We start from the raw sequence: 12,454 nt of genomic DNA on the forward strand, positions 1-12,454 counted from the left end.
GATGACCACTGCCGATGAACGCAAGGCCCGTCGCGCCGCACTCGCCAAGGCGGCGAAGGAGCGCATCCTGGTGCTGGATGGCGCCATGGGCACCATGTTGCAGCGGCGCAAACTGACCGAAGAGGATTATCGCGGCGACCGCTTCAAGGGCGCCAACAGCGACCTCAAGGGCAATCATGACATCCTGAATATCACGCGCCCCGATGTGATCGTGGATGTGCATAAGGAATATCTCGACGCTGGCGCCGATATTATCGAGACCAATACCTTCAGCGGCACCTGGATCAGCCAGGGCGATTATCATCTCGAAGCCGCCGTGCACGATATCAACAAGGAAGGCGCCCGTCTGGCGCGCCTGGCGGCGGACGAATATACCGCCAAGAACCCGGCCAAGCCGCGTTTCGTCGCCGGCGCCATCGGCCCGACCAACCGTACGGCCTCGCTGTCGCCCGATGTCAACCGTCCCGATTTCCGCAACATCAGCTTTGATGAGCTGAAGGATGCCTACAAGGAACAGGCGCGCGGCCTGATCGAGGGCGGCGCAGATCTGCTGCTGATCGAGACAGTGTTTGACACGTTGAATGCCAAGGCTGCCGCCTTCGGCGTTTATGAGCTGTTCGACGAGCTGGGCGAGGAGTGGCCCATCATGATCTCGGGCACCATCACCGATCTTTCGGGCCGCACGCTGTCGGGTCAGACCACCGAAGCCTTCTGGAACTCGCTGCGCCACACCAAGCCCTTCTCGGTGGGACTCAACTGCGCCTTCGGTGCCAAGCAAATGCGCGCCTATATCGCTGAACTCAGCCGCGTCGCCGATGTGCCGGTCAGCGCCTATCCCAATGCGGGGCTTCCGAACCAGTTCGGGGAATATGACGAGCCACCGCACGAGACGGCCGACCATCTGCGCGAATGGGCCGAGCATGGCCTGGTGAATATCGTCGGCGGCTGCTGCGGCACCACGCCCGACCATATCCGCGCTATTGCCGAAAGCGTGGCCGGCAGGAAGCCGCGCCGCATTCCCGTCATCCAGCCGCAGCTTCGCCTGAGCGGCCTTGAACCCTTTGCTGTGCCTGCCGCATGACCGACATCGACGAGGCTTTTTCCCCCGAATCCGAAAACCGCGGCTTCAACGGCCCGGTTTTTATCAATATCGGCGAGCGGACGAATGTCACCGGCTCGGCGAAGTTCCGCAAGCTCATTCTCAATGACGATTTCGATGCGGCTCTGACCGTGGCGCGCCAGCAGGTGGAGAACGGCGCGCAGATCATCGATATCAACATGGACGAGGGCATGCTCGACTCCAAGGCGGCGATGGTGAAATACCTGAACCTGATCGCCTCGGAGCCGGATATTTCGCGCGTGCCGATCATGATCGACAGTTCCAAATGGGACGTGATCGAAGCTGGCCTGAAATGTGTGCAGGGCAAGGCGATCGTCAATTCGATCAGCATGAAGGAGGGCGAGGATGCCTTCCTCGCCCAGGCCCGTAAGGTCCTGCGCTATGGCGCCGCCGTTGTCGTCATGGCCTTTGACGAGCAGGGCCAGGCCGATACCGCCGACCGCAAATTCGAAATCTGCGAACGCGCCTACAAGCTGCTGACCGAAAAGGTCGGGTTCCCGCCGGAAGACATCATTTTCGACCCGAATATCTTCGCGGTCGCCACCGGCATTGAGGAGCATAACAATTACGCAGTCGAGTTTTTCGAGGGTGCCAAGCGCATCCGCGAGAACCTGCCGCATTGCCATATCTCGGGCGGTGTCTCAAACGTGTCCTTCTCCTTCCGCGGCAACGAGCAGGTTCGCGAGGCGATGCACGCCGTGTTCCTGTATTACGGCATGCAGAACGGCATGGACATGGGCATCGTCAATGCCGGGCAGCTGCCGGTTTATGAAGACATTCCTGCAGAACTGCGCGAGCGCGTGGAAGATGTGCTGCTCAATCGCCGTCCGGATGCCACGGAGCGCATGCTGGAAATCGCCGAGCGCTTCAAGGGCGGCGCCCGCACCCAGGAAATCGACATGTCCTGGCGACAGAAGGAAGTGCGCGAGCGCCTGACCCACGCGCTGGTGCATGGCATTTCGGATTTCATCGACGAGGATGTCGAAGAGGCGCGGCATATCGTGTCCAAGCCGCTGGAAGTCATCGAAGGCCCGCTGATGGACGGCATGAATGTCGTCGGCGACCTGTTCGGCGCGGGCAAGATGTTCCTGCCGCAGGTGGTGAAATCAGCCCGCGTGATGAAGAAGGCGGTGGCCTACCTTCTGCCGTTCATCGAGGCGGAGAAAAACAGCGGCCCTGCCAAGACCAACGGCAAGGTGCTGATGGCCACCGTGAAAGGCGACGTGCACGATATCGGCAAGAATATTGTCGGCGTCGTGCTCCAGTGCAACAACTATGAGGTGATCGACCTCGGCGTCATGGTGCCCTGTGCCCGCATCCTGGAAGAGGCGAAAAAACACAAGGTTGATGTCATTGGCCTCAGCGGCCTGATCACGCCCAGCCTGGACGAGATGTGCTATGTAGCCAGCGAGATGCAGCGCGAGGGTCTCCAACTGCCGCTGCTGATTGGCGGCGCGACCACGTCAAAGGTGCATACCGCGGTCAAGATCGCGCCGAACTACAAGGGCCCGGTCGTTTATGTCACTGATGCCTCGCGTGCGGTTGGCGTCACCGGTCGGCTGGTTTCAGTCAACGACAGCCCGATCTATGCTGGCGAGGTCGCCAACGAATACGAAAAGATCCGCGAGATCCATGCGCGCGAGCGCAACACCGGTCCGCGCCAGAAGATCGCCGATGTCCGCCGCAACAAGGCGAAGATCGATTGGGCCGGCTACCAGCCGCCCAAGCCGACCTTCCTCGGCGTGAAGGTGTTCCAGGATTATCCGGTCGCCGACCTGATCCCGCGCATCGACTGGTCGCCGTTCTTTGCCTCGTGGGAATTGCGTGGCAAGTATCCCGATATCCTGAAGGACCCGGTGGTGGGCGAAGCCGCCACCAACCTGTTCAAGGACGCGAAGGCGATGCTCAAGCGCATCGTCGAGGAAAAGCCGATCAAGGCTTCGGCTGTCATCGGGTTCTGGCCCGCCAACCAGGTCAACGACGACGACATTGTGCTGTTCGATGAGGCCGGCACGGGTGAGGAGATCGCTCAGCTGCATATGCTGCGCCAGCAGATGAAGCGCGACCGCGACCGGGCCAATCACTGCCTGGCCGATTTCATCGCGCCGAAGGATACCGGTATCACCGATTATATCGGTTCGTTTGCAGTCACCGCCGGCATCGGCCTGGACGACTGGATCAAGCGCGAATTCACGGCGAAGCAGGATGATTATTCCGGCATCCTGGCGCAGGCGCTGGCCGACCGCCTGGCCGAGGCTTTTGCCGAACACATGCATGAGCGCGTGCGCAAGGAATTCTGGGGCTATGCGTCCGACGAGGCGCTGCCCAATGAAGACCTGATCGCCGAGAAGTATCGCGGCATCCGGCCGGCCCCGGGCTATCCGGCCTGCCCGGACCATACCGAGAAAGCCACACTGTTCCAGTTGCTGAAACCGACCGAGAATGTCGGCATCACGCTGACCGAGAGTTTTGCCATGTGGCCTTCGGCTGCGGTCAGTGGCTGGTATTTCAGCCATCCGCAGTCGGCCTATTTCGGCGTCGGCCGTATCGAGCGCGACCAGGTGGCCGATTACGCCAAGCGCAAGGGCATGGAGCTCGGCGTCATGGAGCGCTGGCTAGCCCCGAACCTGGCCTATGATCCGGCCCGCGACGCCGCAGAGGCGGCGGAGTGAACCTGAACTTCCGCCTCGCCACCGCCGCCGATCTCCCCGAGATCGTGCGGTTGCTGGCCGATGATCATCTGGGCGGCAGCCGTGAGCGCTACACCGATCCGCTGCCGGCAGAATATGCCAAAGCCTTCGCTGGCCTGCAGAGTATCGGCGCCGAGGTGATCCTGGCGCTGGATGAAGCCGGTGCCATTATCGGCTGTCTTCAATTGCTGGTTCTTCCTGGCCTCGGCAGCCTTGGCAAACAACGCGCCCAGATCGAAGCCGTGCGCATCGACTCAAGGCTGCGCGGCAAGGGCCTGGGTTCGCTGCTGATCCGCCATGCCATCGCGCGGGCGAAAGAGAGGGGCTGCAGGATGGTGCAGCTCACCTCCGATAACAGCCGGCAGGGTGCGCATCGGCTTTACGAACGGCTCGGCTTTAAGGCCAGCCATGTCGGCATGAAGCTGTATCTGGACTAGAGTCTTACGACAGCCCAGGTTGGCTTTAATACGATCGCATGCAGGCGGCGCTTGCCGTGCGCATACAGCCTCATACCCGTTATCGCTCCTGTTGAGATATGCATGTACATGGCCTCTATTGAGGAGGATCGTGCAGCAACACCACAACAATGCGGGGGGCGGAATGTCGGATCACGCACAGGCCATCATCGACAAGATTTTCTCTTACGAGGTTTTCAAAGGTCTCGATCGCAAGGCCCTTATGGCCCGATACGACATATCCGCCGCGCTTTATGAAATAAAGTCCGCCATCCGCCAGTATCAGGGACCGATCCCGCAGACTGGCAGTGTGATCGACAATATTCCGCCGGAAGGCATCATCATCACGCAGCCGGGGACATATACCTTCGGTAAGGATCTGACGTGGGATGCACCCTCCGCGGCCTGTTCTGCCATCACCATCGCCTGCAGCAACGTCACCCTGAATCTTGGCGGCTACAGCCTGACGGCCACCGTCCAGGATAACAGTCAGCAGATCGTTGGCGTATCCGTTCAGAATGCGGGTTACGTCACCATCCAAAACGGCACGCTTCTCAATATGTGCTTCTACGGCATATGCGCTGAGAATGTCGGAGATATTACCATTCAGAACATGCTCGTCAGCGGGATGAATTTCACCAACCTGGGAATCCGCAATGCTTGCCCGGCTGGAATTCACATTGATATGGGCGTCAACGTGACGATTTCGAACTGTACCGTGCAATATATGTATGTCACTTCCGACTCAGGCGCGGGCATTCAGATCCTGCGCACGGTGCAAGGCGAAGTGACAGGATGTCAGGTCAGCAACCTGACCAACTATGACGGGTCGGCGCAGGGCTACAGCTATCTCCTCTCGCGCGGAGTCAATACGATCAATTGCAGCGCGGATACGCTGGTGACGCATTTTAACGGCAACATCCGCACGGGTGGACATACATCGATCGGTTTCGTACCTATCGCCTGCGTCGAACTTGCATATGTGGATTGCTCAGCCAGCAATATCACGGGCTGCTCTGATGACGCCCACGGCATGTCCGTCTTCCTGGATGTCCTGGTCGGGGTCAAGAATTTCAAGGCCAGCAATATCGTTGATGGCCCGGCACCCTATAATACGGGTGCGAAGGCCACCGGCCTTGAAGTCTATGGTGCGTATATTCAGATTCTGGGCTGCTCTGTGACTGACATTCAGGCCATCAATCCGCAGGACAGGCAGAGTGCGGGCTTCAGCGCCTGGGGTGAAACCATCACTTTCGATGGCTGCACGGCGTTCAACGTCAAGGTCGTCGATCAAGCCAGCGGCGGCAATCCAGCCAGGGCAGTTGGCTTTGGCTGGGCGCCGGACCCGCGGTCGTGGTTCCGCACCACCGGAGCAACCAATGTGACATACACACAGTGCACGGCCAGCCAATGCGAGGTCGGATTCGATAGCTGGTTCCATGTGGATTCCACCTGGCAAGGGATCACCTGCACGGGCTGTCCGACTCCCATCCTGAAGCCGCCACAGAACCCCCGTACGCTGTCGGGCAATCCGGCATCGGAATGCAATCCGCCGATCACCATCACGCTGACCGATATCGCGAGCGGGAATACATTCCCGCCGACCTAACCGTCAGCGGCCGCCGGCCACATCCAGCAGGGCGCCGGTAACGTAGCTGGATGCATCGTCCAGCAGCCAGATGATCGATTCCGCCACTTCCTCGGCGGTGCCGGCGCGACCCAGCGGCACGGTCTTGCCGATGCGCGCCGCGCGATCGGGCTCGCCGGCGCTGGCATGGATGTCGGTCTCGATGATGCCCGGCCGCACGGCATTCACGCGGATGCCTTCGGGCGCCAGTTCTTTCGACAGGCCAAGCGTGAAGGTGTCGATGGCGCCCTTGGAAGCAGCATAGTCGAGGAACAGGTTGGGCGATCCCAGCCGCGCTGCCGCCGAGGACAGGTTGACGATGGCGCCTCCCTGACCGCCCTTGCTTTTCGCCATGCGCCGGGCGGCTTCGCGCGCGACCAGGAAGCTGCCCAGGATGTTGATATTGAAAACGCGCTGCAGGCGTTCCAGGCTCATGTCCATCAGGTCGGCGGTCGGTGCGACCACGCCGGCATTGTTGACCAGGCCATCCAGCCGGCCGAAAGCTTTCACCGTCGCCTCCACCATGGCGATGGCATCGGCTTCGAGCGCGACATCGCCCTTGATGGCGATCGCCTTGCCGCCGGCGGCTTGCACGGCTTTCACCGTGTCCTGTGCGGCCTGCTCGTTGCCGGCATAATTGACGCCGACCGACCAGCCGCGCTTAGCCGCAAGAATGGCGACAGCACGACCGATGCCGCGGCTGCCGCCCGTGATCAGGATGCTTTTGCTCACCATGGGATTTCGCTGCCGTCGTAGTTGAGGAATGTTCCGGTGTCCTTGATCGTCACGCCGTCGATCACGCGTTGCAGTCCGGCGGCGCTGGTCTGCACGTCGATGTCGGCGCCCTGGCCGCCCATATCGGTCTTCACCCAACCGGGATGCAGCACGATCACGCTGATGCCGGTCGATTTCAGGTCGAGCGCCAGATTGTGCATGGCGGCGTTGATGGCGGCTTTTGAGGCGCGATAGACATACGAACCGCCACCGCTGGCTGCGATCGAGCCCATGCGGCTGGAGATGGTGGCGATCTTGCTTGCCCCCTGATTTCTATTTTGGGCAGCCTTCAGATGCGGCAGGAAGGTCAGGGCCATTTTCATCGGTGCGACGCTGTTGACCTGCAGCACGCTCAGATAGGTGTCGAAGTCGCTGACGGTCAGCGCGCCGTCGCGATGGCCATAGATGCCGGCATTGTTCAGCAGCAGGTCGATGGCTGTGCCGTGGTATTTTTTCGCCAGTGCATCGACGGCCTTGTAGTCGGTGACTTCCAGCGCCTCAACGGTGACGCCGGGCACGGCCTTCAGCGCGGTCGCGGCCTGCGGATCGCGGCAGGTGGCTATCACGGTCCAGCCGGCCTCGGCGTAGCGCTTCGTGAGTTCCAGGCCGATGCCGCGATTGGCGCCGGTGATCAGCAATGTAGGCATGGTTTCATTTCCTCATCAGGATGCGCGCGCGGCGACACGGCGATACAGAGGCTGCAGCAAACCGGGCAGCATGTACATGGGCAGCTGCCCCATGGCGAAGAATACCACCATGTCGAAGACGGCGCGGTCGGCCAGCGACACCATCACCAGCCCCATATTGCAGTTGCCCGTGAGAATCCCCAGCGTAAGCGCGGCGGCCTGGTCGAGGCGCAGCATGTAACGCCCGGCGAGGTAGCCCAGCGCCTGCAGTGCCAGATTGGCGATGAAGGCAGCCGCCGTGGCCAGCAGCACATAGCCCGGCTGCGCCATCAGCTTCACGGTCACGCCGTCCATGATGGCGATGGCGAACAGCACCAGCGCCAGTACGGAACTGCCGTCCATCAGCTGCTTGTTCCTCTGCAGCCAGCCCGGCGGCAGCTTCCAGTGCGCGAGCAGCGCCGCACCGAAGGCCACGCCGACCATCAGCGCCAGCCGTCCCATGAATTCCACGAGCGACATCTGCACCTCGACATTGAGCAGCAGCAACGCCAATGGCGGCAGCGTGAAGGGCACCAGCGCGGTGGCCAGCACCATGGCGATGACGGCGAAGGCGGCGTCCAGCCCCAGGATCAGCGCGATCGCCACCGTGCCGGTGATCGGCGGCGCTGCCGCCATCAGCACGATGGCTTCCATCAGCGGGCGCGGCAGGCCGAGTGGCGTCAGCACGGCGAAGACCAGCAGGGGACTGACCAGCAGCAGGAAGATGATCACTGGCAGGAACAGCCAGGGCCGCCGCGCATAGGCGTGGAAGGCGCTCCAGTCGAGCCGCATCAGCGCCAGGGTCAGCGGCAGCAGCAGGAAGACCACCAGGCCCGGTCGCAGCAGGCTGGCCAGCGGCGGAATCGCCAGGCCGACCAGCACGCCGCCGAACAGGAAGCGCGTCGCATGCCGGCCCATGAAGTCCAGCGGCCACCAGATGAGGGCGCGGATCATGCGGTCATCGCGTCTGCGGGGGATGTTTCATGTGAAACATAAAGGGAACAAGCGCTAAGCTGCGGCATACGGATCATCACGCGACGGCTGTGGTTTTTATCGTTGTACCTGAACAGCATAGACCCGTCGCCGCGGGACTGGCGAGGGCTCAATTGTGCTGGTTGACACTCATCGATAAAACATTTAAACATCTATTTAAATGTTGAAGCCTGACCTCATCGTCGACGATCACACCGCGCAGCTGGCCGACATGTTCCGCCTGCTCGGTGATCCCAGCCGTCTGCGCCTGGTGCTGGTGTTGCAGACCGGTGGCACGCCGGCCAGCGCCGCCGCCGCCGCGGCCGGCCTGTCGCCGCAGCTGGCCAGTCATCACCTGCGCCTGCTGAAGGCGGCGCGTCTGGTGCAGGCGGTGCGCAAGGGCCGCGAGATTCACTACGAGCTGGCCGACGCCCATGTGCGTCACATGCTTGATGACATGATTGCCCATGTGACCGAGCCTCACGGTCATCTGGCGGAAAAGGAGTAAGCCATCATGGGTGCGAGCTGCTGCGGTCCCAGCCATAACCACGATCATCATGACGACCATGATCACCACCATCATCATGGACCCGGCGGCCATGACCACAGCGCCGGCGCGGCCAAGCCCGTGCTGTGGATCGCGCTGCTGCTCAATGCCGGCATGTTCGTTGTGGAGCTGGGCGCCGGCCTGAGCGCTGGTTCGACCTCGCTGCTGGCCGACTCAGCCGACTTCCTGGGCGACGCCGCCAATTATGGCATCGCGCTGGCGGTGCTGCCGCTGGCGCTGATCTGGCGCGCGCGCGCCGCGCTGCTGAAGGGCATCACCATGGGTCTGTTCGGCCTCTGGGTCGCGGTGATGGTTATTCGTCATCTGCTGGCCGGCACGGTGCCCGAGCCAGCCACCATGGGCGTGATTGGTGCGGCGGCACTGGCCGTCAATATCCTGTGCACGGTGCTGCTGTACCGTTTCCGTCAGGGCGACAGCAACATGCGCGCGGTCTGGATCTGCAGTCGCAATGACGCGCTGGGGAATCTGGCCGTGCTGCTGGCCGCCAGCGGCGTCTTCGCCACCGGCGCGGCCTGGCCCGATCTGGCCGTGGCCGCGCTGATGGCCGGTCTGGCGCTATGGGGCGCTGTACAGGTTATTCGGCAGGCAGGCGGGGAATTGCGCGGCACCCATGGTGTTAATGGAACAATGCCGGTCCGGACCGACATATAAAATTCCCATAAACTTGCGTCTTGAAATTGCCGTAATTCTGAGTACATTCCGCAGCACGTCCGGGCCCCTCTGGCTGGCATGAACGGGATGACAGTGATGTCGGACGTCTAAACGCCCTCATCCCGTTCGGTAGACAGACACATGGATTCCATCGACTTTTCCGTTTTTATGACGCCGTCGGGCCTGATCGCTCTCGTAGGACTGATCGCGCTTGAGCTCGTTCTAGCCGTCGACAACCTGATCTTCATCACCATCGTCACCGGCCGCCTGCCCATCGAGCAGCAGCCGATGGCGCGTCGCCTCGGCCTGATCGGTGCCGTTGTCACCCGCATCATGCTGCTGCTGTCGGCGGCCTGGCTGATCACTCTGACACAGCCCTGGTTCACCGTCTTCAATATCGAGATTTCCGGCCGCGATCTGGTGCTGATCATCGGCGGCCTGTTCCTGATCTGGAAGGCGACCACCGAAATCCACGAACGTGTCACGCCGAGCCACGAGGAGCAGCCTGTCGAGAATGAAGACGGCAGCATCACTGTGGCGGTGAAGAAAAAGTATCCGCTGTTTTGGCCCACTATCGGTCAGATTGCTGTTCTCGACGTGGTGTTCTCGCTCGACAGCGTGATCACCGCCATCGGCCTGTCGCGCGAGATCGAGATCATGGTTGTTGCCGTCATCCTGTCGGTCGTGATCATGGTGGCGCTGGCCGAGCCGCTGGCGCGCTTCGTGAACAATAACCCCAATGTGGTGATGCTGGCCCTGTCCTTCCTGGTCATGATCGGTATGGCCCTGGTGGCCGAGGGTTTCGACGTCGAAATCCCGAAGATGCTGATCTATGGCGCCATGGGCTTCTCGGTACTGGTCGAGGGCCTCAACATGGCGGCGCGCCGAGCTCAGCGCCGCAGCATGTACAGCGACATCCGCGACCGCAAGCAGCCGGAAGTGGAACCGAAGGCATGATCTGCGGCGGATAAACAGCAGCATTCGAAAGACAGGGTGGCCTCCATGACAGGAGGTCACCCTTTTCTATCTGTGGACGGATAGACTGCCTGCCGGTCATTTTTCGCCGTCAACCCTTGAAGCCCAGCCAGTCGCAGCTATCTCATACTTGCATTCGGGCCCCTCTGGTTGCCGCTTCCGGACGGCAGCGATGTCGGATGCCATCGCTAGCCAACATCCGGATTCAGGGGCCTCGGTATGGAGCAGCTGCTTCCTGTCGCGACTGCGGTATTGTCATTCGATTTTCTAGATAAACCTGTCTGGCTGTGGTTGGCCTTCATGGGCCTGGTCGCCGCGCTTCTGGTGATTGATCTCGGCATCCTGCATCGCAAGCAACGGGAGATTGGCGTGACAGAGAGCTTGTTGCTCAGCGCCGGCTATATTGCCATTGCATGCATTTTCGGCGGCTGGGTGTGGTGGCAGTATGGCGCCGAATCCGGCATTGATTGGTACACCGGTTTCTTTGTCGAGAAGAGCCTTTCGCTCGACAATGTTTTCGTCATCGCTCTGATTTTTGGTTATTTCGCCGTGCCGCGGCAATACCAACATCGCGTGCTGTTCTGGGGCATCCTCGGTGTCATCGTGCTGCGTGCCATCATGATTGCTATAGGCGCTGCTTTGGTCAGCGAGGTGAGTTGGATTCTGTATGTCTTTGGCGCCTTCCTGGTGCTGACCGGCATCAAGATGCTGTTTGCCTCGGACAAGCCAAAGGACCTGGCCGATAATCCGCTGCTGAAGTTCCTCAGGCATCATCTGCGCGTCACTCCTGTCCTGCATGGTCAGAAGTTTTTCGTCCGACAGCCCCTGACGGAAGGCGGTGGGGCGGTATTGTGGGTCACACCGCTGTTTCTGGCCTTGATTCTGGTTGAGGCTGCCGACCTGGTCTTTGCCGTGGACTCGGTTCCGGCGATCTTCGCTATCACGCAGGATCCTTTCATCGTCTATACCAGCAATATCTTCGCCATTCTGGGCTTGCGTGCCCTGTATTTTGCCCTGGCGGCGATGATTCACCGGTTCCATTACCTGAAATACGCGCTAGCGGCGGTGCTGGTCTTTATTGGTGGCAAGATTTTCCTGGTGAATATCATCGGCAAGATTCCGGCCGTTGTATCGCTCTCTGTCACCTTGGGCCTGATTGCGGGTGGTATCGTCGCATCCCTGTTGCTGACCGCCCGTAAAGCGGAGCCGCAATCGTAATGGTTGGTCAGGCGATGTCCCGGTTAATTCCGGGGCATCGCCGTCGGACTGCCGTGGTTTCGCCCGATTGTGCAATCATGATCTCGGTGATGAGCCAACAGGCCGGCCGTTTTCCCCGACTCTCGCCACGATCCAGCATCGCACACGATCTGGCTCGACTGCGGCGTCATGGCCGTACCCGTGTCATGACACTACGCGAGGCAATCGCGATTTTCGCCGAGCGTTCGACGCCGCTGCTGTTGCTGTTCCTCGGTCTGCTTGGCTTCGTGCCATCGCCCGGGCTACCACTCGGTTTCATTACTGGCATACTGGTGGTTTGCGCGGCATGTGGGCTAGTGCTGCGGCCGTCCCGCCCACCGATCCCCGCCTTGCTGGCACGGCGTGAGCTGCCTGCCGGGTTGTTGCGCCGCTTCATGCTGTTCGCAATTCCCTTCGTGCGCCGGTTGGAACGCTACTTCCAGCCGCGCATGACTTGGCTGGTTAGCGGTTTCGGCATCGGGATGGCGGCCTTGGGTCTAGTCGTGCAGGGCATTGGTCTGGCCCTGCCAATCCCGTTCGGCAATGCGCCTTTTGCGCTTGGTATCGTTCTGATCTCGCTTGGCCTGCTGACCCGTGACGGCCTGGGCGCACTGGTCGGACATCTGGTAGGGATCGTTAGCATGGGTGCCGTCGTTATAGTGGGTGTCGGTCTGATCCGGGCCGGCTCCGACCTGACGAGTTTTCTGCCCTGGTGACCCGC

General features: G+C 61.1%; 12 protein-coding genes. 9 read left to right on the forward strand and 3 right to left on the reverse strand.

Annotation, left to right across the window (positions count from 1 at the left end):
* Position 1: 1 nt before the first annotated feature.
* The 4 genes from AC1RRT_RS15225 to AC1RRT_RS15240 all read left to right on the forward strand — a co-directional run bounded on the left by AC1RRT_RS15225 (position 2) and on the right by AC1RRT_RS15240 (position 5,874).
* Positions 2-1,081, forward strand: a complete 1,080-nt coding sequence (locus AC1RRT_RS15225) for a homocysteine S-methyltransferase family protein (protein WP_493014655.1) — start codon at positions 2-4, stop codon at positions 1,079-1,081.
* On the forward strand, positions 1,078-3,792 hold the full coding sequence (metH, locus tag AC1RRT_RS15230; RefSeq protein ID WP_493014656.1) for a methionine synthase: 2,715 nt from the start codon (positions 1,078-1,080) through the stop codon (positions 3,790-3,792). The genes AC1RRT_RS15225 and metH overlap by 4 nt, the downstream gene beginning before the upstream one ends.
* Positions 3,789-4,247 carry a GNAT family N-acetyltransferase gene (locus AC1RRT_RS15235; protein WP_493014657.1) on the forward strand — a complete coding sequence of 153 codons (459 nt, stop codon included), beginning with the start codon at positions 3,789-3,791 and terminating at the stop codon, positions 4,245-4,247. The genes metH and AC1RRT_RS15235 overlap by 4 nt, the downstream gene beginning before the upstream one ends.
* Before the next feature lie 163 nt (positions 4,248-4,410).
* Entirely contained in the window at positions 4,411-5,874 is a 1,464-nt protein-coding gene (locus tag AC1RRT_RS15240; protein ID WP_493014658.1) for a right-handed parallel beta-helix repeat-containing protein, read from the forward strand.
* Positions 5,875-5,877: 3 nt separating this feature from the next.
* Here the strand turns inward: AC1RRT_RS15240 and AC1RRT_RS15245 are convergent, their stop codons facing one another.
* The 3 genes from AC1RRT_RS15245 to AC1RRT_RS15255 are packed head-to-tail and all read right to left on the reverse strand — an operon-like array spanning position 5,878 to position 8,285.
* Positions 5,878-6,627, reverse strand: a complete 750-nt coding sequence (locus tag AC1RRT_RS15245) for an SDR family oxidoreductase (protein WP_493014659.1) — start codon at positions 6,625-6,627, stop codon at positions 5,878-5,880.
* Positions 6,621-7,313 carry an SDR family oxidoreductase gene (locus tag AC1RRT_RS15250; RefSeq protein ID WP_493014660.1) on the reverse strand — a complete coding sequence of 231 codons (693 nt, stop codon included), beginning with the start codon at positions 7,311-7,313 and terminating at the stop codon, positions 6,621-6,623. The genes AC1RRT_RS15245 and AC1RRT_RS15250 overlap by 7 nt, the downstream gene beginning before the upstream one ends.
* 15 nt (positions 7,314-7,328) lie before the next feature.
* Entirely contained in the window at positions 7,329-8,285 is a 957-nt protein-coding gene (locus tag AC1RRT_RS15255; protein ID WP_493014661.1) for a hypothetical protein, read from the reverse strand.
* 199 nt (positions 8,286-8,484) lie between these two features.
* Here AC1RRT_RS15255 and AC1RRT_RS15260 point away from each other — a divergent pair, with 199 nt between their 5' ends.
* From AC1RRT_RS15260 to AC1RRT_RS15280, 5 genes are all read left to right on the forward strand, one after another.
* A complete protein-coding gene (locus tag AC1RRT_RS15260) occupies positions 8,485-8,811 on the forward strand; it encodes an ArsR/SmtB family transcription factor (RefSeq protein WP_493014662.1) in 327 nt (108 codons plus the stop codon).
* A 6-nt stretch (positions 8,812-8,817) separates the two neighbouring features.
* Entirely contained in the window at positions 8,818-9,522 is a 705-nt protein-coding gene (locus AC1RRT_RS15265; protein ID WP_493014663.1) for a cation efflux transmembrane domain-containing protein, read from the forward strand.
* Positions 9,523-9,663: 141 nt separating this feature from the next.
* Complete coding sequence (locus AC1RRT_RS15270) at positions 9,664-10,479, forward strand: TerC family protein (RefSeq protein ID WP_493014664.1); 816 nt, start codon at positions 9,664-9,666, stop codon at positions 10,477-10,479.
* A 237-nt stretch (positions 10,480-10,716) separates the two neighbouring features.
* Positions 10,717-11,715: a TerC family protein gene (locus AC1RRT_RS15275; protein WP_493014665.1), complete on the forward strand. Its 999-nt coding sequence runs from the start codon at positions 10,717-10,719 to the stop codon at positions 11,713-11,715.
* 77 nt (positions 11,716-11,792) lie between these two features.
* The gene (locus tag AC1RRT_RS15280; protein ID WP_493014666.1) at positions 11,793-12,449 is read left to right on the forward strand and encodes an exopolysaccharide biosynthesis protein; all 657 of its coding nucleotides are present in this window, start codon (positions 11,793-11,795) and stop codon (positions 12,447-12,449) included.
* The last annotated feature ends 5 nt before the right edge of the window (positions 12,450-12,454 follow it).

The organism is Ferrovibrio sp. GW821-FHT12B10, assembly GCF_058807515.1.